The sequence below is a fragment of the Xanthomonas sp. WHRI 10204 genome (genome assembly GCF_040202875.1).
GTDB lineage: Bacteria > Pseudomonadota > Gammaproteobacteria > Xanthomonadales > Xanthomonadaceae > Xanthomonas.
This window is the reverse complement of the sequence record NZ_JBEGDW010000001.1, coordinates 2,280,489-2,302,767: the sequence shown is the minus strand read 5'-3', so window position 1 is coordinate 2,302,767 and position 22,279 is coordinate 2,280,489. Positions and strand designations below refer to the sequence as shown.

The window sequence follows — 22,279 nt, the reverse complement described above, 5'->3', positions numbered from 1 at the left end:
TGTCGCTGTCGCTGTCGCTGTCGCTGTCGCTGTCGCTGTCGCTGTCGCTGTCGCTGTCGCTGTCGCTGTCGCTGTCGCTGTCGCTTTGGGCGTTGGCTTTGGGTGTTGGCTTTGGGTGTTGGCTTTGGCGTTTAGCTTTGCCTTTGCCTGTTGCCGTTGGCTTCCCATCCCCCATACCGCAGCGGCAAGCCGGGTAGATACAACCCGCAGGGCGGCGCGCATGGATGCGCGACGTTTTTGTAAGGGACATGGATGTCCCTTACAAAAATTTCTACCCGGCTTGCTTACCCGGAGCGCCTTGGCGCGGAGGGGCGCGAGGACGGGGGTGTGTTTCTTTGGTTACTTTCTTTGCACAAGCAAAGAAAGTAACTCGACCCCCGAAGGGGGCCGAAAGCTCTGCAATTGCTTGTGCTTGTGCGCTTGCTTTGATATCGAAACAGTAGGTCAAATGCTTTCACGCCCTACGGGCGCGAGTCACTTTTCTTTGCTTGTGCAAAGAAAAGTAACCAAAAGAAAGCACACCCCGTCCTCGCGCCTTCCGCGCTACGCGCTCCAGGTCCGCAGGCCATCCGGGAATTTTTCAAAGGGACGTCCATGTCCCTTTGAAAAACGTCGCGCATCCATGCGCGCCGCCCCTGCGGGGTTTGACCCGGATGGCCTGCCGCTGCGGTATGGGGCCCCGGAGAAGCTGGAAGCCAGAGCGAAATACAAAGACAAAGCACAAAGGCGGAAGGCAGAAGGCAGCGCAGATGCTTGAGTAATACAGCTGTGCTGTGACGGCGCTTTAACAAAAGTCAGCTGGGGGGGAGTGCTGTCGCGCGCGCAACGCGCGCCCACACCTACGACGCATTAAAGCTTGCAGCCAGCGTCCCCACCACCAACACCCACCCATCCACCAGCACGAACAACAGAATCTTGAACGGCGCAGAGATCAACATCGGCGACAGCATCATCATGCCCATCGACATCAGCACGCTCGCCACCACCAGATCGATGATCACGAACGGGATGAAGATCAAGAACCCGATCTCGAATGCCGTCTTCAGCTCGCTGGTCACAAACGACGCCACCAGCACCGGGAACGGCACCGCGTCCGGGCCGGCGTACTTGCCGTCGCCGGCCATGCCCGCGAAGGTCATCAGATCGGTTTCGCGGATCTGCGCCAGCATGAAGGCGCGCAGCGGCTGGGTGGTCAGCGTCCAGGCTGTGGAAAAATCGATCTGGTTGTTGAGGTACGGCTGCAGGCCGGCGCCCCACATCTTTTGCCACACCGGCATCATCACCAGGGCGGTCAGAAACATCGCCAGGCCCAGCAGCACCTGATTGGACGGAGTCTGGCCGGTACCCAGTGCCTGGCGCAGCAGGCCCAGCACGATGGTGATGCGGGTAAAGGCGGTGAGCACCAGCAGCATCGACGGCAGCAGGGTGATCGCCGTCATCAGCAGCAAGGTCTGCAGCGGCAGGCTCACCGGCTGGTCGCCGATGCGTCCGACGCTCACGTTTGGCAGGGTCGGCAACTGGTTGGAGCCGGGCGGCACCGCCGCCGGTGCGGCAGCCTGCGCCATCGACGGCAACGCGGCCGGTGTGGCGGCGGCCAGCAGCGGGCAGCTCATCACCAGCAGGATCAAGATCAGGCGGAGGCTGCGCCCCCAGCGATTCCAACAACTGAACATGTCACGGATCCTTGCGCAGCTTCTGAGCGAGCAGCTGGGCGAAATTGGGGAGTTGCTTGAAATTGGGCATCGTGGGTGCAGGCGTGGGCGGCAGCGGTTCGGGCAAGGTGTGCAAGGTGCTGATGCCGCCGGCGGTGACACCCAGCAGCAGCTGCTGGCCGTTCACCTCCACCACCACCACGCGTTCCTTGGCACCCACCGCCAGGCTGGTCACCACGCGCAGGCCCTCGCTGTTGCGGAAACCGCTGCCGGGCATGCGCTTGAGCAACCAGCCCAGGCCGACGATCAGCGCGAGCACCAACAGCAATGCAAAGACCGCGCCAAACAGGCTGGGCGAGGATGGCGCGTGCGCGCCGACCTGGGTGGCCTTGGCCGCGACGGGCGCGGCGGCAGCCAGCAGGCCGATCACCGCAGCCTCCGGATCCGTTCGCTGGGGCTGACCACGTCGGTCAGGCGGATGCCGAAGCGGTCGTTGATCACCACCACTTCGCCATGCGCGATCAGGGTGCCGTTGACGTACACGTCCAGCGGTTCGCCGGCGCCGCGTTCCAGTTCCACCACCGAGCCCTGATTGAGCTGCAGCAGGTTGCGGATCGGGATGCGGGCGCGGCCCACTTCCAGCGACAGCGTCACCGGCACGTCCAGGATGACGTCCAGATTGAGGTCGGTAGCGTTGTGGTCGTGCTCGGCCTGCAGGTTGTCGAAGGTGGCGGGCGCGGCGTCGAGGATGTCGGAGTTCATCATTTGCTGGAGTCCTGGGATGGAACGGCACGCGGGGCTTGCACGCCGGGCGGGCGGACGGCGGTGATCTTCACGGCGTTGTTGCCGTTGGAGACCCCGAATTCGCCGGTGAACATGGGGATTTCTTCCACGCACAGCGGTACCTGTGCGGGCAGATCGATCGGCAGAATGTCGCCAACCTTCAAGCCGGTGAGCTGGCGCAGGCTCATGCGCTTGCTGGCCAGCACGCTCGACAGCGTCACCTCGGCGGTGTTGAGCTGCTCGCGCAGCATCACGTTCCAGGAGTCGTCGCGGTCGTTGCGGTCGCTCTGGATGCCGGCATCGAGCAGCTCGCGGATCGGTTCCAGCATCGAATACGGCAGGGTGATGTGGATCTCGCCACCGCCGCCTTCCAGCTCCACATGGAAGCGGCACACCACCACGTACTCGCGCGGGGTGACGATGTTGGCGAAGTGCGGGTTGATCTCGGAGTTGATGTACTCGAAGTCCACCTCCATCACCGGCGCCCAGGCTTCCTTCAGATCGGCAAAGGTCTGCTTGAGCATCAGCTGGATCACGCGCATCTCGGTGGCGGTGAATTCGCGGCCTTCGATGCGGGTGTGGAAGCGGCCATCGCCACCGAAGAAGTTATCCACCACGGTGAACACCAGCGTGGGTTCGAACACGATCAGTCCGGTGCCGCGTAGTGGTTTGAAGCGGATCAGGTTGAGGTTGGTCGGCACGTACAGCGAGTGCATGTACTCGTTGAACTTGACCAGGTCGATGCCGCGCACCGACAGGTCGGCCGAGCGCCGGATCAGGTTGAACAGACCGATGCGCCACAGCCGCGCAAAGCGCTCGTTGACCATCTCCAGGGTCGGCATGCGCCCACGGATGATGCGGTCCTGGCTGGACAGGTCGTATTGCCGCGCTTCGCCGGGCAACGGCTCCGGCTCGGTATTGACCGCACCGGAATCCACGCCATGCAGCAGGGCATCGATCTCGTCCTGGGAAAGCAGATCACTGACGCTCATGGGCAGGCCTTACTGGGTAACGAAACTGGTGAACAGCAATTCTTCGACGCACTTCTTGCCGGTTTCGCTGGTCATGACTTTTTGCGCTTCGGTCAGCGCGGCCTTCTGCAGCTTCTGCTTGCCGGGCAGATCGGCCACATCCGTGGCCTTGGTCTGCGACAGCAGCATCAACAGGTGTGCGCGGATGGCCGGCGCGTTTTCGGTGATGAGCTTGAGTTCTTCCGGGTCGCGGGTAACCAGCTGCACTTCGACCTGCAGGTACTGCGGGCCGTCGCCGGGGTCGGCCAGGTTGACCACGATCGCCGGGTCCATCGGAAAATACTGCGCCGGCTTGGGCACTTCGGCGACCTTGGGCGCAGCGTGCTTGCCGCCTTTTTCATCGCCCTTGTGGCCCAGAAAGAACCACGCGCCGCCGCCGGCCGCTGCCAGCACGACCACGCCGATGGCGATCAGCAGAAGAGGCTTTTTGCCGCCTTTCTTCTTCTCGTCTTTCTCTTCGGTCTTTTCGGTCTTTTCAGGTTTCTTGGCCGCTGCCACGTTCTGCTCCAGGAGAATGCTCATCCAAGGGATGCAATTGACATGCCAAAACAGCGACGGTTTCCTGGCGCTGCAGGCGCGCGTGCACAAAAACCCCCACGAGCCTTGCGCCGCGTGGGGGTTGGGATGGTCGCAGCGTCGGTGCGACGCGCGTTTGTGCAGCGCGCCGGGTGAATCCGGCGCGGTGGTTCAGGCGTAGGCGTCCAGCAATCCACGCTGGCGTAACACCACCGACGGAATTCCGACGGGCGGGCTGTCGTCCAGGGTGAGGCCGTTGCCATCGCGCCCACCGCCGTTGCGGTTGCCGGTCTGGCTCTGCTGTTGCTGGCTGACATCGGCCTGGCCCAGCTGGAAACCGTTCTGGCCGAGCATTTCGCGCAGCCGCGGCAGGCTCTGTTCCAAGGCCTGACGGGTGTCGGCGTTGGTGGCGGTGAAGCTGGCGTTGACCTTGTCGCCGTCCAGATGCAGACGTACCTCGACCGGGCCCATCTCGTTCGGGGTGACCTTGATGTGCGCGTGGCCGATCTTTTGGTCGGCCAGCCAACTCAGGCGGGCGCCGATGGCATCGTCGAAGGTGTCGCTGCCCATCTCCGGGGTCGGGGTGGGCGAGGCGGCGAAGATCGGTGCCGGGTCCTGCAGGCGGGTAAGCGTAGGCGCGGCGGTCGGCAACACAAACGCCGGGGCATCCGGCGCGTCTGTTGCGGCGGTGTCGTCGGCCGGGTCCAGCGCCTTGACCGCCATGCTCATCAGCGCGGCGGCTTGCGCATCGCCGCTCACTGCCGTGGTCGAGGTGGGCTTGGCGCCTGCGGCGGCAGCCGGCGCGAGCGCACCCAGGGCGGGCAGGGCGCTCGTGGCGGTTGCGGCAGCAGTCGCTGTGGGTGCGGTGGCGTCGGTCGGCAGTGCGGTTGCGGTCGGTGTGGCGCCGGCCGCATTGGCCATACTGGCGGCCAGTGCTGCGGCAGCGGCGGCGAGCACATCGCCGCCCGGTACCGCCTGGGCCAGCAGGCTCATGCCAAAACCGCCGAGCCCCGCTGGCGGCCAGCCGGCCTCGGTCGGCGCGGCGGCATCGGTGGGGGCGTCCTTGCTGTCCTTGCTGGCGGTCGCGCTCTTGCCGGCCGCGGTGGCGGTAGTGCTGTCCTTGGCCGTCGGTTCCTTGGCGGGCTGGGCAGACTTGGTATCGCCGTCCTGGGCGCGCGGGCGCTTGGTCGCATCGCCGGGCGCGTCATCGTTTTGCTCGTCGTCGCCGCGGTTCTTGTCGGGCTGGCTGGATTTGGCCGCGGGCTGTTTGGCCGGCACGCGCTCGGGCGCCTGCTGCGGGGCGTGGTTGGGCGTATTGGCCGGATTGAGCATGCGCGCAAACTGGTCCTGCGCCGGGTCCTGTTCGGACGACGGATCGCTGTAGCTGGACTTCTTGCCAGTGCTGGCAAGCGCGCCAAGGCCGGCGGCAAACGCGGACAGGGGGTTCATACGGATTCTCCGTGAGTATCTTCGGCCCGCGCCAGGCGCGAGCGGCGTGCGCCAAGATCGTCCATCTCGCGCTGGTCGCGACGTTCGATCACCTTGTTTTCCTGGGCGCGGTAGCTGGCGGCCAGTTGCTCCAGCACCTGCTTCTCGCGGCTGGCCAGCAGCAGGCGGGTGCGCTCGGATTCGACCTTGGCGATATTGCTTTCCACGGTCTGGGCCTGCTGCAGCACGGCGCTGTCGAGCCGATCCAGAAAGGCGCGGCGGTTGCTCAGCGCCACCGCACTGGTGCCGGCCATCTGGCTGTTGGCGTATTCCTCGGCGTAGCGGCGTAGTTCTTCCAGGCGCGACTGATGGGTCTCCAGGGTGCGCTGGCGCTCGGCCAGATCGCGGGCGACCTTGTCTTCCTGTTCCTGTGCCCGCCGTAGCAGGGGATCGATTCGCTTGGACTGCATCATGGATTAATTCTCGGGTTCCACCAGCTGCTGCAGCGCGGACAGGCTATCGCTCAGCAGCGATGCCTTGTGGACGTCCTGGCCAAGGAATTCGACGATCTCCGGCCAGCGCGCCAATGCTTCGTCGGTGGCCGGGTCGCTGCCGCGCTGGTAGGCGCCGATGGCGATCAGGTCGCGGTTGGCGGTGTAGGCAGAGAGCAGGCGCTTGAGCTTGCGGATACGCAGGCGCCAGGGTTCGTCGGCGATGTCCTGCACCACGCGGCTGACCGACGATTCCAGGTCGATGGCCGGGTACAGGCCGCTGTCGGCAACCCGACGCGACAACAAGATATGGCCGTCCAGAATGGCGCGGGCGGCGTCGGCAATCGGGTCCTGCGGGTCGTCGCCTTCGGTCAGCACGGTGTAGAACGCGGTGATCGAGCCGCGGCCCTTGGCGCCGTTGCCGGCACGTTCCACCAGCGCCGGCAATTTGGCGAACACCGACGGCGGGTAGCCGCGGGTGGTGGGCGGCTCGCCGACCGACAGGCCAATCTCGCGCTGCGCCTGGGCGAAGCGGGTCAGCGAATCCATCAGCAACAATACGTTCAAGCCCTGGTCGCGGAACCATTCGGCAATCGCCGTGGCGCGGTAGGCGCCATGCAGGCGCGCCAGCGGCGGGCGGTCGGCCGGGGCGGCCACGACCACGGCGCGGCGCAGGCCTTCTTCGCCCAGGGTGGTTTCGACGAAATCGCGTACTTCGCGGCCACGTTCGCCGATCAGGCCGACCACGATGACGTCGGCCGAGGTGAAGCGGGTCATCATGCCCAGCAGCGTCGATTTACCGACGCCGGAGCCGGCGAACAGGCCCACGCGCTGACCACGGCCGATCGGCAGCATGGCGTTGATGGCGCGCACGCCCACATCCAGCGAGGTGGTGATGGGCTCGCGCGCCAGCGGGTTGATCGACATGCCGGCCATGCTGACGCTGCCTTCGCCGCGGATCGGGCCCTTGCCGTCCAGCGGGGTGCCATCGCTGTCGATAACGCGGCCGAGCAGGCCTTCGCCCACTTCCACGCCGCCGCGGCGCCGCGAGGGCACCACGCGGGCGTTGGGCAGCAGGCCGTGCAATTCGGCGCTGGGCATCAGATAGGTACGTTCGCCGGCAAAGCCGACCACTTCGGCATCCACCCAGCCGCCATCGACTTCGACCTTGCAGGTGGCGCCCATCGGCGCTTCGCAGCCGGTGGCTTCCAGGGTCAGGCCGACGGCGCGGCGCAGGATGCCTTCGCGGATCAGGGTGCGGCCGGCGGTGGGTTCCAGGCCAAGCGTGCCCAGCCGGGTGGCCAGGCGCAGATTGCGTGCATCCAGCCAATCGGCCGGGGTGGCGCCGAACAGGGCGCTCACAGGCCCGCTCCGGATTTGCGCATGACTGTCTCCAGCGCGGCCCGCAGGCGCGCTTCCAGGGTGCCGTCCACGCGCACGCTTTCGGCGTGCACGCGCAGGTCGCCGCGGCTCAGGCTCATGTCCGGGGCCACGCGGGTGGTGCTGCTGGGCGCCAGGTGCGGCAGCAGCGCGGTGATGTCGTCCGGGTGCAGGCGCACTTCGACCTCGCGGCCGGCGCCGCCGACCGCATCCACGGCCTCGCCGACCAGGTCGGCCAGCAGTTGCGGTTCGACCTGGTAGGCACGCCCGACCAGCTGACCGGCGATGCGCACGGCCAGCTCGCCGAGCGCGCCGACCACTTCGTTTTCCAGTCGCGCCAGCGGGCGGGTGAAGTTGTCCAGGATGCCGTCGATCTGCGCGGTCAAACGGCGCACTTCGGACTGGCCCTGGGCAAAGCCTTCGGCATGGCCGCGGGCAAAGCCTTCCTGCTGGGCGGCGTCTTCGATGGCCTGGATTTCTTCCAGGGTCGGCGGGCGCAGCACCGGCTCGTACACGGCCGGTTCGTCGAACTCCGGTTCCGGCGCGGCCAGGGCCATGTGCAGGTCGGGGGCCAGCCAGCGGGTGACCACGTCGTTCATACCATGGCCTCCGCACCGGCGCCGCCGAGGCTGATAGCGCCTTCGTCAGCCAGGCGGCGGACGATGGTGAGGATTTCCTTCTGCGCCGCTTCCACGTCGGCCAGGCGCACCGGGCCACGCGCTTCCATGTCTTCGATCAGGATCTCGGCAGCGCGCTGGGACATGTTGCGGGTGATCTTTTCGCGCACCTTGGTGTCGGCGCCGCGCAGGGCCAGGCCCAGGCGCTCGCCGGAGACTTCGCGCAGCAGCGTCTGCAAACCGCGGTCGTCCAGGTCCACCAGGTTGTCGAATACGAACATCAGGTCCTGGATCTTGCTGGCCAGGTCGGCGTCGATCTTGCCGATCTCGCCCAGCACGCCTTGCTCCGGGCCGGTGTCCAGGAAGTTGAGGATGTTGGCCGCCACCTTGATGCCGCCCACGTTGGACGACTTCAGGTTCTGATTGCCGGCAAATTGGCGCTCCATGATGTCGTTGAGCTCGCTCAGCGCGTTGGGCGGGATGCCGTCCAGGGTGGCGATGCGCAGCAGCACATCGGCGCGGGTGCGCTCGGGCAGCAGCTTCAGCGCCTCTGCGGCCTGATCGCTATCCAGATGCGCCATCACGATGGCGATGATCTGCGGGTGTTCGTTGCGCACCAGGTCGGCGACCGCGCGCGGGTCCATCCACTTCAAGGTATCCAGGCCGGTGGTGTTGCGGCCCAGCAGGATGCGGTCGATCAGGCCGCCGGCCTTGTCGGCGCCCAGGGCCTGGATCAGCACGTTACGGATGTAGTCGTCGGCGCCCACGCCCAGCGAGGTCTTGCCGGCCAGTTCGCCGTTGAAGTCGTCCATCACCTTCTCGACCTGATCGCGCGAGATGCCGGTCATGGTGGCCATGGCGATGCCGATCTTCTGCACTTCCTTGGGGTCCATGTGCTTGAGCACTTCGGCGGCATCGCTTTCACCCAGCGACAGCAACAGCACCGCTGCGCGCTGCACTCCAGTCATCGGTTGTGTTTCAGGCTTCACTGGCGACCCATCCCTTTACGACTTGTGCGACACGTTTTGAATCGGCTTTGACTGCTTCGCGCGCCACGCGCATGCGCTCTTCGTAGGCGTCCGGCAGGGCGATCGGGGTCTTGCGTTCCTGACCGATCTGCGCGGTGTCTTCTTCCAGGCCGGGCATCAGGTCGTTGTCGTCGTTGACCATCCGCACGTCGGCGCTCTGTGGAGTGCCATCGTTGCCGCCCTTGCGGTGTTTTTCCTTGATCGCGGTCACGCCGGTGAGTTGACGCAGGGTGGGGCGTACCACGCCGAACAGCAGCGCCAGCACCACCACCGCACCGACCAGCAGGCGCAGACCGTTCTGCACGCGCGGGTCTTCCCACCACTTGGGGCCTTCCTCGCCCGCAACCGCTTCCCGCACAAACGGGGCATTCATCACCGACACCGTGTCGCCACGTGCCGCGTCGAACCCCACCGCCTGCTTGACCAGGCCCTCGATGCGGGTGAGCTCGGCGGCGGTGAGCGGCTGCTCGACCATCTTGCCCTTGGCACCGGGGCGCGGGACGTTGTCCAGCAGCACCGCCACCGACACCCGCTTGATGCGGCCGGCCGGCTGACGGGTGTGTTGCAAGGTTCGGTCCAATTCGTAATTGCGGGTGGCGCTCTTGGAACTTTCGGTCGGCGCGGCCGGCGCTGCGGCCTGGCCGTTGGCGGCGGCCGGGGTGCCCGGCGCACCGGCGACGGCCGGAGCCGGCGGCTGGCCGGGGCTGTTGCTGGTGGCGCCCGGAGGGCCCTGCGGGCCGGTGGCGCTGGTGCTGCTGTCGCTGACCTGCTCGCTGCGCAGCTTGGCCGGCTCGCCGTTATAGAGCTCGCGCGCTTCTTCGACCACCGAGAAGTCCATGTCCACGCTGACTTCCGGGTTGACCCGGCCCGGGCCGGTCATCGGTTCCAGCAACTCGCGGATGCGCTGGTTGTAGGAGCTTTCCTGGCGGCGCACCTGTTCGAACTGGGCGGCGTGCTGGGCGGCGTCGCTGTTGGGGTCGGCAATGGAGAGCATGCGGCCGCTCTGGTCGACCACGGTCACGCGCTCCGGGGTCATGTCCGGGATGCTGGATGCCACCAGATTGACGATGGCATCTACCTGATTGCGCTCCAGGCCCTGGCCACCGCGCAACTCCAGCACCACCGAGGCGCTGGCGACGTCACGTTGACGGGTGAAGGCGCTGGGCTTGGGAATGGCCAGATGCACCCGCGCCTCGCGTACCGGACGCAGGGTGCTGATGGTGCGCGAGAGTTCGGTTTCCAGCGCGTGCTGGTAGCGGGCGTTTTCCACGAACTGGCTGACGCCGAAGCCCGGGTCCTTTTCCATCAGCTCGAAACCGCCGCCGGTCTCCTTACCGGTCAGGCCGGAGCCGGCCAGCTTCAGGCGCGCGTCGTACAGACGGTCCTGCGGCACCGAGATGGCGCCGGTGCCCTGGTCGATCTTGAACGGAATCTGCGCGGTGCGCAGCAGGTCGGCCGCCTCGGCATTGCCCTTTTCGTCCAGGCCGGTGTACAGCGACTGATAGCCCGGCTGCTGCGACCAGAAGAACACCGCCAGGCCGGCACCCACCGCCAGGGCGATCATCGCCATCATGGTCAGCTTGCGGGTGATCTGCAGGCTACGGACACGGTCGAACCACTGGCCCGCCTTTTCGGCGTTCTGGTTCATGTTTTCTCTGCTGATTGCGAGTGCCATGGGTGTTCGACCTTTACAGCGGCATGTTCATGACGTCCTGATAAGCCTGGACGAGACGGTTGCGGACTTCGACAGTGGCGCGGAAGGCCACCTGGGATTGCTGGGAGGCGACCATGACCCGTGCCAGATCGGCACTGGGGTCGCCCATTTCGAATGCTTTGGCCAGCGCACCAGACTTCTGCTGGGCCTCGTTGACGCCGCCGATGGCGCCGCGCAAGGTCTCGCTGAAGCTGGGCGCCTGGGTTGCCGGCGTTCCCTGTGCGCCAGCCAATCCCTGGATCTGATTGCCGCGCGCCGCATCGCCCACCGCACCCATCGGGCCTTGGCCCATCTGAGTCTGGTAGCTGCGGATCTGCGAAAGAATCGAGGTAACGGAGTCGCTCATGGGTGCGGTCAGCCAGGGAGGCATCCACACCAATGCAAGCGGCGTGCCGAAATCGCGTCGGGATTCCGGCACCGGGCATTCCCATCCGCCCTTCGGGCACCTTCCCCCGCAAGCGAGGGAAGGGAGCCGATGGGTGACCAGTTGCAGTGCAACCGACCAGTTGCGTGCAATCAACCAGTCGCGCGCAGCCAACTAGTCGCGTGCAATCGACCAGTTGCGTGCAGCCAGGCTTTCCCTTCTCCCGCTGGCGGGAGAAGGTGGCGCGCAGCGCCGGATGAGGGCGCGCGTTAACTGCCACGCGGCTGCAGGCAGAGCAACACGCGGCGCCGGAGTGTGGACGCACGCCCCTTATCCGCCCTTTGGGCACCTTCCCCGCAAGTGGGGGAAGGGAGCCGGTGGGCGACCAGTTGCAGTGCAATCGACCAGTTGCGTGCAGCCAGACTTTCCCTTCTCCCGCTGGCGGGAGAAGGTGGCGCGCAGCGCCGGATGAGGGCGCGACGGTAATTGCCACGCGGCTGCAGGCAGAGCAACGCGCGGCGCCGGAGTGTAGAAGCACGCCCCCCATCCGCCCTTCGGGCACCTTCCCCCCGCAAGCGAGGGAAGGGAGTCGGTGGGCGACCAGTTGCAGTGCAACCGACCAGTCGCGTGCAGCCAGGCGTTCCCTTCTCCCGCTGGCGGGAGAAGGTGGCGCGCAGCGCCGGATGAGGGCACGACGTTAACCGCCACGCGGCTGCATGCAGTTAACGCGCGGCGCCGGAGTGTGGACGCACGCCCCCCATCCGCCCTTCGGGCACCTTCCCCCGCAAGCGAGGGAAGGGAGCCGGTGGGCGACCAGTTGCAGTGCAACCGACCAGTCGCGCGCAGCCAGGCTTTCCCTTCTCCCGCTAGCGGGAGAAGGTGGCGCGCAGCGCCGGATGAGGGCACCACCGTCAATTCACACACAGCCACGCATCCGTTCTACCGCAAGCGGGAGAGCGCTGAAGCAGCGTCCCCGCGCTAGTCCGGCAACCAGGCGGCTCGCCAGGTGTCCAGATGGCTGCCGCTCAACATCCAGTCGCGGCACACTGCCTCGCGCAACGCTGCGCCTTTCGCTGCTGAAGCGGCCGGGTCGGCCAGGTGCTCGCGGATCGCACCGATCCAGTCGCGGTAGCGGTTTTTCACCAGCGTCACCGGCAGGTTGCCCTGGTAGCAACGCACGTCGCTGGCGATCACCGGATAACCGCAGGCGCCGTACTCCAAAAGTCGCAGATTGCTTTTGCACTCGTTGAACAGGTTTTGCTCCACCGGTGCCAGCGCCAGATCCAGATCCAGCGCGGCCAGCGCGGCCGGGTAGTGATCGATCGGCACGCCCGGCTGGAACTGGTGCACGTGCTGGCGCAGCGCGAACGGGTACATCCCCATGAACACCCATTCGACCTCGTCGGCCAGCTCGCGCACCACGTCGGCGATCAGTTCCAGGTCGCCGGTATGGCTGGCGCCGCCGGCCCAACCGATCCGCGGCTTGCCGCCGTGGCGGACGTTGCGCTCCGGCAACGCCGCCCACCAATGCGGCGGCAGGCGGTTTTCGGCCACGCGGATATCGCTGTGCAGCCCGGCAAACGCTTCGGCCAACGCAGGCGTGGACACCACAAAGCGGTCCACCAGGCCCAGCCCGCGCCGCACGGTCTTGAGAATGTCCTTGGGCATCTGCGCGCGATGGGTATTTTTCAGCGGCAGGTTGGGCAGGTAATCGTCCAGCTCATAGACCTTGAACGCGCGCGACAAGGCCTTCATGCGCCGCATCGCCTCCAGCCGCGCTTCGCCCACCTGACGTTGCAGGATCACCACGTCGGGATCCTGACGCGCCAGCTCACTGATCTCCAGATAGCCGTTGAACAACACGCCCTCGGCCAGCCCGGCCTCGCGCAGGGCGCGCAGCGGCTGGATCACCCGGTAGTGTCCGCAGCCTTCGATATCGGCCGGCAGTGCGATCACGCTCGGTAGCGGCCGCCACGACTGCAACGGCCGCCAGCTGGCGCGCGGGTCGGCCAGCGCAAAGCCGGCGCCCGGGTCCAGCGAAAACCCCGGGTTGTAGGCCGGGTCGTTGGCCATCACCGGTAACCACCGTGCGTACATCGCCTCTTCGTCCAGCGCAGTGGCAGGCGTCTGCTCCGGTGGGTCGATCAACAGCTGCGCGCGCGCGGCAAACACATTCAAGTACCCGGCCTGGTGCAGGCGCAGGCACAGGTCGACATCGCTCCACTGCGCCAGTGCCGGCTCCAGCGCAAAGCCGCCTGCGTCGATAAATAGCTGGCGCGGCAGCATCAGGCACTCACCGCTCAAGGCGGTGTAGTTCTGATCCAGCTGCAGGCGCTGCAGATAGCCGGATTCGTCGAACGCACTGCCTTCGAACGCACGCGCCACCGGTGCCCCCAAGCCCAGCAGCAGACCGGCGTGATGCACGGTGCCGTCGCCGCGCAACAGCTTGCCCGCCACCGCGCCCACTTCCGGACGGAGTGCGTGGTTGAGCAGTTGCTCCAGCCAATCGGCCTTCATCACCGCAGCGCCGGCCGACAGCCACAGCAGCACGTCCCCACGTGCATGCTCGGCGGCCGCGTTGCAGACCGCTTCACGCGCAGGCTCGGCGGCAAAGCGCAGCACACGGATCTGCTGCATGCCTAGCGCTTCGATGCCGGCCAGCCAATCGCGCAGGTCCGGGGCGCTGCTGGCGCGATCCAGCAGCAGCACTTCGTAATGCGGGTAGGTCGTGTTGGCCAGGATGCTTTCCAGACAGCGCTGCACCTGCGGCAAACGGCCATCGACCAGCACCAGGATGCTGACCAGCGGCTGCTGGGCATGTTGGTAATCCACCGCATGCCGACCAGGGCCGGCACTGTGCACGCGCGCGTCCGCATACCCGCGCGCGGCCAGATGGCGGGAAATAGCATGTTGCTCGTCCGCATCGGTGTGCCGGGTCTGGGCCGCGGCCACCAACAAGGGCTCGGCGATGTGCTGCACGCAGGCCAGGCCGTAACGCTCGACCAGGCCAAGCTGATAGCCGAGTTCGAAGGCCTGACCAAGGTCTGCCGGAAAACCGCCGTCTGCCACCAGGCTGCTGCGGCGGAACAGCCAGTGCCGCGACAGCGTGGACGGCGCACTCAACAGCGCATCCAGATACAGCGCCGGCCGCAACGCCAGCCCAAGCTGCCCGGTGTCCAGCGAGACCACTTCGTCCGCATAGACCGCCTGACACTGCTCGGGCAGCTCGATCATGCCCAGCGCCAACATCGTCAGGCCGCTGGTCGTAAAGACACTGCCGGCATCCACCAGCACCACCCAATCGAGCTCCTGTTGCCTTGCAATGGCCTGGTTGAGTGCGGCCACCAGACCCGCCTCGCCAATCAGTACCGCACGCTCGCCGTGCTCGGCCAGTTGGTGCGGTGCGCTGCTGACCACCCAGGTCTGCTGATTTCGATAGCAGGCCAACGCATCGATACTGGCCTGGGTTGCGGCGACTGCGGCGGCATCGCCATCGCGGTCGATCAGCATCACTGCAATGCGTGGCCCGCCGGCATGCGCCTGCAGGCGGGCATCGATCAACGCGCGCTGCACATCGCTGGGATGGCGCACGCCCAGCCAAGTGGCCGGCGACAACCGCTCGGCCATGCCGGCGCTCTGCATCAGCGCATTGACCAGATCTACCGACTTGAATACCCGCGCCTTGTGCGGGCTGAGCGGCGCAACCCGCACCTGCCGGTTGTCGCCGGTCTCGCGCCGCCAACCCAGCTGGCGGATGCCCTGGCGCAGATCCTCGTGGCCCTGGTCGCCGATGCCGGGCTGATTACGACCGGCCTGACTGAACTGCGCGTTGGACACCCGAAAGTGCGTGAGCGGCCTGGACAGCAGCGCCAGGTTGCCGTGGCGCAGCAGCTTGACGTAGATCGCCAGGTCGCCGACCCAGTGGATCGGCTTACCGTTCAACGACATCAAGTCGGCGCCCATGGCCAGCAGATCGGCGCGCCGACACAGCACGCAACTCGGCTCGCCGATGAAGTTGATGGTGTGGTCCGCCAGGAACGACACCAGCTCCGGCCCATCGATCAACGCATCGTCGGCAAACGGAAAGCAGGTGGCCAGGATGTCCGGCAACGGCGCACCATCGTCGTCGATGCGCAACCGCCGCGACGATGCCATCGCCGTGCCCGGATTGCGCTCGATCGCCGCCACCAACTGCTCAATGCAGTCCGGCTCAAGCACATCGTCGTCGTGCAGGAACTTGACGTACTCGCCTTGCGCAAGGCCGATGCCCTTGATAGTGCTGCCGAGTTCGCCTAGCCGCGACGGATTGCGGTGATAGCGGATCGGGAATGTGGCATCCGCTAGCCTGGGTTCCAGCAACACCGCAATCGCACCATCTCCGTTGTCGTCGCAGATCACCAGCTCCAACGCTGCGTAGGTCTGTGCCAGCACGCTGTCCAGCGCCTGCGCAAAGTAGCGCGGCTTGTAGGTCGGCATGACGATGCTGACGAGGGCAGGAGAGCTCACGGGCGGTAGTTCGAGTTGATCATTCAATAATTATCCGATGCTAGATGCAGTCCCGACGCGAATTGGTCCGATCACGCGGAAGGCAGCGAGCATCGAATTGGCCGAGAACCGATGCAATATGCATGCCGCCGAAGCATGACGCGTCGCTATCGGGAGGAATGGCTGCACTGCCACCGTGCTGCCCGTCGGCGACCATTCCCATCCTGGCCTCTGAAGTAGGCAATGCGCTTGGTCACGGGCGATTTGGCATTCAAGAGCTGGTAGTGGCCGTTTGGCGGCGTGCCACCGGAATTCGGCAGCACTCATCACGTCCATCGCGTGCGCGGCAAATGGATCGTCCAACGAAGAACGCCACATCGACGACCCATGCGTGGCTTGCTCGCCTGCACGGGTGTCGTCGATGAAAATACCCTCGAACGGTGAGTGGTGATGCCCTGACAAGGTTGCAGGATTGCGAGTGCTGAGATCCAGTTCTCCTGCATGCCAACAATGGACACATCTAGAGCGCAACGCAATCGAGATCTGGGCCGATGGGCAGTTAAAGGCCGGTGGGCAGTCTATCCAGAACGTCATAGGTCATGTTGATACTGCCGTTTCCGTTCGTTACCAGCCAAACGCCATAGCCCGGAGGTAGGTAGACCTGGTAGGGGAAGTGGTCTGAGGGAGGAGCAACGCCGAGAAATATCACCCTTTTGGTTCCGTCCCCATATCCGGATGGTGCCGAAGTATCTGCGTAGACGGCAAGGCCTATTGCGGATGAAGCGCCGCTAAGACTACATGTGCGAATCACGAGGCCGTACTGGTTGGTGGCAGGAGATACAATTTGCGTGACAACGTTGGCTGCAACGCCGACATTCGCGAATTGAGTTCCTACCGGAACAATCGTTGTCTTGCCCGAGATTTCCATGGTGGTTTCCTCGCTTCAGAATACTGATGAGATGCGCTGATAAAATGATATCCGTCGAGATCTAAAGGACGTTGCGAAGCACGACGCGCATACCGAACCATGACACTACCCAGTAGAGGGTAAGCTGACAAGTCGAGTTTTTCGCTGTGTCCACAGTCCGGCTTATGATATTAATCGACCGGTCTTTGTCGTGCTCTCGCAAGTCAATGGTGGCGTAGACCAACTGGCAGGTGTCCTACAGCATGAGCAGGCCCCATGCTTTTCAGGAGGTTCGATATCTCCATGGATCCAGGAAGGGACTAGTTGAAAAGAAAAATTTGTGGACGTCCGTCATCGCTCTATCTCTCCAAGTCGCGAATTTTCCTGACCTCACTCCGCCCATGGCGGCGGTGCGGCACCGGCGACGGGCGATGCATACAAAACGAGGTCGTAGTAGTGGCCTGGAGAGTGCTGGCGTAGACGGAAGTGATAGCCCTCCACCAATTTGTCCAGTTGTTCCACGATATCCAGTAAATCCTGAGCGTAGTGGTACACACAAATAGCCATACGGGGGCGCTGGGTACGGATAAGGTGAGATGCGCCTTCGAGTGCCCTGGCTTCAAACCCTTCGATGTCCAACTTCAGTAGCGTCAGCTTTTCCAACTCGTCGTCCAGGCGCGTAGTGGCCACGGAGATTCCGCCATCCGGCGAGACATGGCTGGAAACTGTGCCGGTCTCCTCGAAGCGTAGCGTCGTATGTTCGTTGGAGATCGCTTTTTTGATGGCCCTGAAATTTTGCGGGGGAAGGGGGATGGCGCTCGCGATATCCTCCAATTTCTGGAAGTTGATGTTATCGGGTTCGAAGGCGGTGATGCTTTCGTAGCGATAGCGGGATGCTTTTAGAAACTTATCGACGATGGGGCCCTGGAAGGCACCGCCATCGCAGAAATGTTCACGCGTGCCCAGCTGGAATGTGCTGGTATCGGCGTATTCTGAAAAGTATTCGTTGATCGGCGTAGCCCAGCAGTCCAGCAGGAGGCTGGAATCGTAGGTCAGGCGGAACAACAGGTTGCTGTAGAGCGTAAAAACGCTCAAATCGTCGTCCAGTCGCTCTGAAAGGCGCAGAAACTCATCAAGGCGCAGAAGCGTGCGCTGACGGTATACCTGGGCAGGCTCGTATACGGCGGGCAGCCCACAGTGCGCAACCGCCAGGCAGGCGTCTACCCTTTCAATGCCTGCTTGCTCGCAGAGCTTGCGGGCCAAGCCCGATCCTCCCGGGCTGTAAGAAAAATCGATGGCCAATGCCTGGGGATGCTGGGCCGCTTGCTCGATGAACTGACGAGAACCCCAACGCGGCACCCCATGAACGGTGTCTTCGTCGCTTGGCTGGTCATCAACGGCGGCAACGACATGGCTGAGGCGCTGGACGATCTGTGGGCCATAAATGTTGCCGATGTCCGAGCGCGGTTGGAGCAGAAAGACGGGGCGCTGCTCGAAACTTGGGATCAGCGGATCCAAGCGAGGCGCAATGCTTAGTTGCTCAATGCCCGCGCTGGTGCATAGGTCATTTGCAAACGTTCGTCCGCGCGGGCTGCAAGAGAAATCGATAGCGATCGCATCGGGATACTGCCCCGCCTTGGCAAGAAACTCCTGACTGCTCCAGCGCGGCGCGCCATGAATGCGGTCCAGGTGGATACTTTGGTCATCAATTGCGGCAACAACATGGTGCAGATCGGCAACGACCCTGGGACCATGCACCATGCCTGCGTAGGACTCAGGAGCGACGAGAAATACAGGGCGGTTGGCAATTGCGGGTAGGCGCGCAATGACCTCATCGAGTGCAGGGCGCTCCTGCTCCGCAATACGTAGAATCCGTTGGCGAAGCTGCTCATTTCTTGAGTTCATGAACGTCATCTCTCGTAGGTATGAATGGGAGCGTCGTAGCGGGCGTCGAAATAGGTCTTGGCAGGCACGTCCTCGCTGTAGACGCGCGGCCAGCCAAGTTCGCAGCTTCGTCCCACCTTGACGCCCCCGTGCACGATGGCGCCGGTCCGCAGAATGCTATTGCTGCCGATCTCGACGCCGGCGCCGATTTGCACACCATTCTCTACCCAGCATGAAGATTTGACGCGGCATGCCGGTCCGAGGTGCGTGCCGGCATGGATGACGGTGTTGTAGTCGATCCTGCATCCGTGCCCGACGACAGCATTGACTCCCACGAATGCGTTGAGCCCGATGACCGTGTCAGAGCCGACGGCTGCGCTGGAATGGATGAAGGGCTCCAGCTTGAAGCCACGTTCCATCGCTGCCTGCACCAGTTCCAAGCGCTTGAAGTTGCCGAAGCGTTCGTCGAACGCCACGAACATGGCCCCGTCGGTCGGATTCAGTCCATCCAGCACGCCAAGATCGAATTCGTGTTCCGAGTCTTGTGGCACTTCGATCCGAATGACCGTCTCGTCCTGACGCGCCTGCTTCCAGGCGTGAAACGCCAGTTCGAGGTATGCGCTGCTGCCGATGATCCACCTAGATCTCATGTTCGGTTTCCATCAGCGCCGTGTACCAGCGTTCGACCAGGCGATTCATGGATTCATAGGCGCCCTGGGTGGGCAGAGGCGCGTCTGTGTGCAACGCGGACTGCACCCGCTCCATGATGTCCACGTCTTCGCCCACCACTACCTTGCTGCCGTGCATCTGTGTCAGCAGTACTTGGCTGGAAGAACCGTAAGGCTGTTTCCTGCGCGCGCTAAACCAATAGATTTCCAAATCGGTCGTGTCCGGCGCAACGGGGATATGGTGTTCCAGGGTGAAAGAATAGCCGCCGTTGGAACTGGCGATATGCATGTTCGGGAAGGCTAACCAGTTGAAGTAGGCATCCTGCTCGCCCCAGCGTTCCACTTTATCGTGCCAGCCGAAGTGCTTAAGGTCGGGTATGGGTGCGTCCGGGCCGCCGAAACTGAAGCGGCGCATTTCGCGCCTCAAGGCGGCGGGCGAGCTGTCTTGCAAAGCGTCGATCGACTCTTTGGCTTGTTCTTCGTTTACCTCGGCAACGAAGCTGACACTCTTGGCTAAGGTCTTCGGGTGGACGAAGCGCGGATGATTGGCATCCCGAAGATTTTCGTAAGCGAGTTTCCAGTTGTACCGGCCACGCCATGTGGTCACCATGACCTCAGTGTCATAGGCGTTGGAACTACTTTCCAGCAAGGCGATGAAGTCTGCCGAAAACTGTTCCTCGATTGGCATTGGGTTGGGGTCGAGGTTGACGAACAGCAGGTTGCCGATGGCGCGCAGTGAGAATTCGCGCAGCTTCAAGTTGTCCTTCTCACTATTTTCCAGGCGATAGATCGCATCGCAGTCCGGGATGTTCTTTACCTGACCTTGTTCGTCGTAACTCCAGGCGTGGTAGGGGCACACCAAAGGCCGGCAACCGACAGCACCGGTTTGAATCAGTGCACTACGGTGGAGGCAGACGTTCTCGAACGCACGGATTTGGCCGTGGAAGTTCTGGATCACGACAGGAATTCCCGCGATCTTGCGGGTGATGAAGCAGTTGTTTTCCCGCAGCAGTGTCTTGAGCCCTGCAAACAACCAAACCCGACGGAAGATCTTGCGCTGCTCGCGTTCGAAGATTTCCTGCGACAGATAATACTTGGGGTGCATTCGCGATCTCATCGGCGCGGCTTCCTCAGGAATGCTTGTGGAAGATGATCCGGGCCGGGTTGCCGAACACGCTGGCGCCAGCCGGCACGTCCTTGACCACGACCGCACCGGCACCGACCACGGCGCCGTCGCCGATGTGGATACCGGGCAGGATGGTGGCGTGCGGGTGAATCGTCACCTCGTTGCCAACCACCGCGCCGCCACCGATGAAAACGAAACTGCCGATCTGCACGTAATCGCCGATGCTGACTTCGTGCGCAATGATGGACGTAGAGAGCACGGTGACGAACTCGCCGAGCCGGCTACCCGACCCAATGGAAACGCGCGAATCGAACACGCCTCCGCGCCCAATGTAGCCGGCAGCGGCCTCACGCGATGGCGGCGGATGGAACACGATGAAGTCCGCACCCTTGTCGATCAGCGCCCTCGAATAGCGCCGCCGCGCGGCGGGATCTCCGATTGCGCAGATGAAGATATCGCCTTCGACGGGGTGATAGGTGGAAGGGTTTCCTACGATCGGCCAACGCGATGTGCCTTGCAGATGCGTTCGGTCATCCAGAAATCCCTTGATGTCCCACTCCACCCCGTACGCTGGATCTTCGTGAAGCGCCAGCGATGCGATATCCCGCCCATAGCCACCGGCGTTGACGATCACCAGGTGGTAGGGCAGGGCAGGTGTATCGGCTGTCATGCGAATTCCACGCCTCCATCCATGCTGAAAGCCTGTCCGGTGACCTTGCTGCTCGCGTCAGACAGGAAGTACAGGCAGGCCATTGCCACATCTTCCGGCTGGCCGATACCAAGCGGATAGCGCTTGCGACTTTCCTCGAACCAGGCTTTGTCTTCGTTGATCAATGAGGTTTCGACCAAGCCGGGGCACAACGCGTTTGCGCGAATCTTGCGGCGTGCAAGTTCCAGCGCCAGCGGACGCAAGGTGCCGATCAGCGCGGCCTTCGAACCTGCGTAAGGGCCGACGCCAACGGTGCCGGTGAGCGCGGCGATGGACGATAGAAAGATCACCGACGCGCCCGGCCGAAGTGATTGGCGCGCCAGCAGGTGTCGGGTCAGCATGACCGGTGCGAGGTAATTGATGTCCAGGACCTCGCGTAAAAACTTTTCGCTGACCAGTTTCATCGGCGCAAGCCCACGAATGCCGGCGCTATGGACCACTCCGTCGAGTGGGCCTGAGTCGGTGGCTAGCTGTTGCAGCACGGTTGCATCGCTCAGGTCGCCAACGAAAAGACTGTGACCATCGCCAGACAACGATGCCAGCACGGCCTGCAGGCGCTGTTCATCGCGTCCGGCAACGATCAGGCGCGCACCCGCACCGGCACAGGCCTGGGCGACGGCCTCTCCAATGCCTTTGGACGCACCGGTTACCAGAATCGTCTTGCCGGCCAGTCCAAACAGTGTGTGCAGCAGCGCTGAGGTAGCGTCCGTGGAGGGCATGATGATCTGGCTGCTCATAAGCGAATCGGCAAAGAAATCCCGCCGTCGATGGTCAAGGTGCTTCGTGTGATCCAGCGGCTCGCGGCGGACAATAGATAGGCCACGCCGTTTGCGATGTCATTCGGGTCGATGCGGCCCAGTGGCGTCAGCCCGATCTTGTCGTCCATATCCGCAGCGGTGCCCAGTTTTTTCAGCATCGGCGTGTCGACGTAGCCGGGTGCGATGCAGTTCGCACGAATACCGTGCTTGGCCTGCTCGAGCGCAAGCGTGCGCACGGCCGCTTCCAGCGCGGCCTTGGAGGCGGCGTAGCCGGCTGCGGCCTGTGGTGCGGCACGCGCAGACAGTGCCGACACGTAGACGAGCGATGCGCCTTCGGCCAGCCGGCGCTTGAAGAGCAATTGCTGCGTCAAGATGATCGGCGCCAGATAATTTACCGACAGCATTTGCTGCAGATGCTTTTCTGCCGCCATTCGGAACGGCACCAGCGCGGCAACACCCGCGCAAGAGGCGACGCCGTGGTAGCGCTCGGATGCTTCCAGTAAGCGGGTGCGGGTTTGCTCGTCGGTGAGGTCGCCGGCGATGACGCTATGACTGCTGCCAGCCAGATCGGCAGCCACTGCCTCCAAACGCTGCGTATCGCGGCCATTGAGTACGATGGTGGCTCCCAACCGCGCACAGAGCGTGGCGACAGCTGCGCCGATACCGGATGACGCACCAGTGACCAGGATTGTTTTATCGATCAACCCGAATGCATCGGTCGTGGCGATTGAAGCCATG

Annotated in this window: 21 protein-coding genes; 1 reads left to right on the top strand and 20 read right to left on the bottom strand. The window is 64.0% G+C overall.

Annotation, left to right across the window (positions count from 1 at the left end; genetic code table 11):
- Nucleotides 1-197, top strand: a 197-nt coding sequence (locus tag ABQZ00_RS10070) for a hypothetical protein (protein ID WP_323536913.1), incomplete at its 5' end; no start/stop codon positions are given.
- 642 nt (nt 198-839) lie between these two features.
- Here the strand turns inward: ABQZ00_RS10070 and fliP are convergent.
- The 20 genes from fliP to ABQZ00_RS09970 form a co-directional block, all read right to left on the bottom strand.
- The gene (fliP, locus tag ABQZ00_RS10065) at nt 840-1,673 is read right to left on the bottom strand and encodes a flagellar type III secretion system pore protein FliP (RefSeq protein ID WP_323536914.1); all 834 of its coding nucleotides are present in this window, start codon (nt 1,671-1,673) and stop codon (nt 840-842) included.
- Between the two features lies 1 nt (nt 1,674).
- Nucleotides 1,675-2,082 carry a flagellar biosynthetic protein FliO gene (gene fliO, locus ABQZ00_RS10060; RefSeq protein ID WP_323536915.1) on the bottom strand — a complete coding sequence of 136 codons (408 nt, stop codon included), beginning with the start codon at nt 2,080-2,082 and terminating at the stop codon, nt 1,675-1,677.
- Nucleotides 2,079-2,417 carry a flagellar motor switch protein FliN gene (fliN, locus tag ABQZ00_RS10055; protein WP_055854516.1) on the bottom strand — a complete coding sequence of 113 codons (339 nt, stop codon included), beginning with the start codon at nt 2,415-2,417 and terminating at the stop codon, nt 2,079-2,081. The genes fliO and fliN overlap by 4 nt, the downstream gene beginning before the upstream one ends.
- Entirely contained in the window at nt 2,414-3,427 is a 1,014-nt protein-coding gene (gene fliM / locus ABQZ00_RS10050) for a flagellar motor switch protein FliM (protein WP_115561971.1), read from the bottom strand. The genes fliN and fliM overlap by 4 nt, the downstream gene beginning before the upstream one ends.
- A gap of 9 nt (nt 3,428-3,436) precedes the next feature.
- Entirely contained in the window at nt 3,437-3,988 is a 552-nt protein-coding gene (locus ABQZ00_RS10045; protein ID WP_193552442.1) for a flagellar basal body-associated FliL family protein, read from the bottom strand.
- A 165-nt stretch (nt 3,989-4,153) separates the two neighbouring features.
- Nucleotides 4,154-5,431 (bottom strand): flagellar hook-length control protein FliK, encoded by a 1,278-nt coding sequence (locus ABQZ00_RS10040; protein ID WP_323536916.1) that lies wholly within the window; start codon nt 5,429-5,431, stop codon nt 4,154-4,156.
- Complete coding sequence (gene fliJ / locus ABQZ00_RS10035) at nt 5,428-5,883, bottom strand: flagellar export protein FliJ (RefSeq protein ID WP_115512919.1); 456 nt, start codon at nt 5,881-5,883, stop codon at nt 5,428-5,430. The genes ABQZ00_RS10040 and fliJ overlap by 4 nt, the downstream gene beginning before the upstream one ends.
- Nucleotides 5,884-5,886: 3 nt before the next feature.
- Nucleotides 5,887-7,263, bottom strand: a complete 1,377-nt coding sequence (gene fliI / locus ABQZ00_RS10030; RefSeq protein ID WP_005997126.1) for a flagellar protein export ATPase FliI — start codon at nt 7,261-7,263, stop codon at nt 5,887-5,889.
- Complete coding sequence (locus ABQZ00_RS10025; RefSeq protein ID WP_055854509.1) at nt 7,260-7,880, bottom strand: FliH/SctL family protein; 621 nt, start codon at nt 7,878-7,880, stop codon at nt 7,260-7,262. Before ABQZ00_RS10025 ends, fliI begins: the two co-directional genes overlap by 4 nt.
- The gene (gene fliG, locus ABQZ00_RS10020; protein WP_055854507.1) at nt 7,877-8,866 is read right to left on the bottom strand and encodes a flagellar motor switch protein FliG; all 990 of its coding nucleotides are present in this window, start codon (nt 8,864-8,866) and stop codon (nt 7,877-7,879) included. The genes ABQZ00_RS10025 and fliG overlap by 4 nt, the downstream gene beginning before the upstream one ends.
- 10 nt (nt 8,867-8,876) lie before the next feature.
- Complete coding sequence (gene fliF, locus ABQZ00_RS10015) at nt 8,877-10,601, bottom strand: flagellar basal-body MS-ring/collar protein FliF (RefSeq protein WP_115553762.1); 1,725 nt, start codon at nt 10,599-10,601, stop codon at nt 8,877-8,879.
- 13 nt (nt 10,602-10,614) lie between these two features.
- Nucleotides 10,615-10,986 (bottom strand): flagellar hook-basal body complex protein FliE, encoded by a 372-nt coding sequence (gene fliE, locus ABQZ00_RS10010; protein ID WP_055854604.1) that lies wholly within the window; start codon nt 10,984-10,986, stop codon nt 10,615-10,617.
- Between the two features lie 996 nt (nt 10,987-11,982).
- Nucleotides 11,983-15,510: a glycosyltransferase gene (locus tag ABQZ00_RS10005; RefSeq protein WP_323536917.1), complete on the bottom strand. Its 3,528-nt coding sequence runs from the start codon at nt 15,508-15,510 to the stop codon at nt 11,983-11,985.
- Between the two features lie 538 nt (nt 15,511-16,048).
- Nucleotides 16,049-16,417 (bottom strand): hypothetical protein, encoded by a 369-nt coding sequence (locus tag ABQZ00_RS10000; protein WP_146095789.1) that lies wholly within the window; start codon nt 16,415-16,417, stop codon nt 16,049-16,051.
- 369 nt (nt 16,418-16,786) lie between these two features.
- Entirely contained in the window at nt 16,787-18,310 is a 1,524-nt protein-coding gene (locus tag ABQZ00_RS09995) for an FkbM family methyltransferase (RefSeq protein WP_323536918.1), read from the bottom strand.
- Entirely contained in the window at nt 18,307-18,930 is a 624-nt protein-coding gene (locus ABQZ00_RS09990) for an LbetaH domain-containing protein (protein WP_115512923.1), read from the bottom strand. Before ABQZ00_RS09990 ends, ABQZ00_RS09995 begins: the two co-directional genes overlap by 4 nt.
- Complete coding sequence (locus tag ABQZ00_RS09985) at nt 18,920-20,065, bottom strand: aromatic ring-hydroxylating oxygenase subunit alpha (protein WP_323536919.1); 1,146 nt, start codon at nt 20,063-20,065, stop codon at nt 18,920-18,922. Before ABQZ00_RS09985 ends, ABQZ00_RS09990 begins: the two co-directional genes overlap by 11 nt.
- A gap of 13 nt (nt 20,066-20,078) precedes the next feature.
- Complete coding sequence (locus ABQZ00_RS09980) at nt 20,079-20,744, bottom strand: PglD-related sugar-binding protein (RefSeq protein ID WP_115558971.1); 666 nt, start codon at nt 20,742-20,744, stop codon at nt 20,079-20,081.
- Nucleotides 20,741-21,520: an SDR family NAD(P)-dependent oxidoreductase gene (locus ABQZ00_RS09975; protein ID WP_323536920.1), complete on the bottom strand. Its 780-nt coding sequence runs from the start codon at nt 21,518-21,520 to the stop codon at nt 20,741-20,743. The genes ABQZ00_RS09980 and ABQZ00_RS09975 overlap by 4 nt, the downstream gene beginning before the upstream one ends.
- Nucleotides 21,517-22,278 carry an SDR family NAD(P)-dependent oxidoreductase gene (locus ABQZ00_RS09970; RefSeq protein ID WP_115512927.1) on the bottom strand — a complete coding sequence of 254 codons (762 nt, stop codon included), beginning with the start codon at nt 22,276-22,278 and terminating at the stop codon, nt 21,517-21,519. The genes ABQZ00_RS09975 and ABQZ00_RS09970 overlap by 4 nt, the downstream gene beginning before the upstream one ends.
- Nucleotide 22,279: the final 1 nt, after the last annotated feature.

What these genes read in the sequence shown, in the direction of transcription:
- fliP (WP_323536914.1), bottom strand. Translation starts at nt 1,673, where the DNA reads ATGTTCAGTTGTTGGAATCGCTGGGGGCGCAGCCTCCGCCTGATCTTG.
- fliN (WP_055854516.1), bottom strand. Translation starts at nt 2,417, where the DNA reads ATGATGAACTCCGACATCCTCGACGCCGCGCCCGCCACCTTCGACAAC.
- fliM (WP_115561971.1), bottom strand. Translation starts at nt 3,427, where the DNA reads ATGAGCGTCAGTGATCTGCTTTCCCAGGACGAGATCGATGCCCTGCTG.
- ABQZ00_RS10045 (WP_193552442.1), bottom strand. Translation starts at nt 3,988, where the DNA reads ATGAGCATTCTCCTGGAGCAGAACGTGGCAGCGGCCAAGAAACCTGAA.
- ABQZ00_RS10040 (WP_323536916.1), bottom strand. Translation starts at nt 5,431, where the DNA reads ATGAACCCCCTGTCCGCGTTTGCCGCCGGCCTTGGCGCGCTTGCCAGC.
- fliJ (WP_115512919.1), bottom strand. Translation starts at nt 5,883, where the DNA reads ATGATGCAGTCCAAGCGAATCGATCCCCTGCTACGGCGGGCACAGGAA.
- ABQZ00_RS10025 (WP_055854509.1), bottom strand. Translation starts at nt 7,880, where the DNA reads ATGAACGACGTGGTCACCCGCTGGCTGGCCCCCGACCTGCACATGGCC.
- fliG (WP_055854507.1), bottom strand. Translation starts at nt 8,866, where the DNA reads ATGACTGGAGTGCAGCGCGCAGCGGTGCTGTTGCTGTCGCTGGGTGAA.
- fliF (WP_115553762.1), bottom strand. Translation starts at nt 10,601, where the DNA reads ATGGCACTCGCAATCAGCAGAGAAAACATGAACCAGAACGCCGAAAAG.
- fliE (WP_055854604.1), bottom strand. Translation starts at nt 10,986, where the DNA reads ATGAGCGACTCCGTTACCTCGATTCTTTCGCAGATCCGCAGCTACCAG.
- ABQZ00_RS10000 (WP_146095789.1), bottom strand. Translation starts at nt 16,417, where the DNA reads ATGGAAATCTCGGGCAAGACAACGATTGTTCCGGTAGGAACTCAATTC.
- ABQZ00_RS09995 (WP_323536918.1), bottom strand. Translation starts at nt 18,310, where the DNA reads ATGACGTTCATGAACTCAAGAAATGAGCAGCTTCGCCAACGGATTCTA.
- ABQZ00_RS09990 (WP_115512923.1), bottom strand. Translation starts at nt 18,930, where the DNA reads ATGAGATCTAGGTGGATCATCGGCAGCAGCGCATACCTCGAACTGGCG.
- ABQZ00_RS09985 (WP_323536919.1), bottom strand. Translation starts at nt 20,065, where the DNA reads ATGAGATCGCGAATGCACCCCAAGTATTATCTGTCGCAGGAAATCTTC.
- ABQZ00_RS09980 (WP_115558971.1), bottom strand. Translation starts at nt 20,744, where the DNA reads ATGACAGCCGATACACCTGCCCTGCCCTACCACCTGGTGATCGTCAAC.
- ABQZ00_RS09975 (WP_323536920.1), bottom strand. Translation starts at nt 21,520, where the DNA reads ATGAGCAGCCAGATCATCATGCCCTCCACGGACGCTACCTCAGCGCTG.
- ABQZ00_RS09970 (WP_115512927.1), bottom strand. Translation starts at nt 22,278, where the DNA reads ATGGCTTCAATCGCCACGACCGATGCATTCGGGTTGATCGATAAAACA.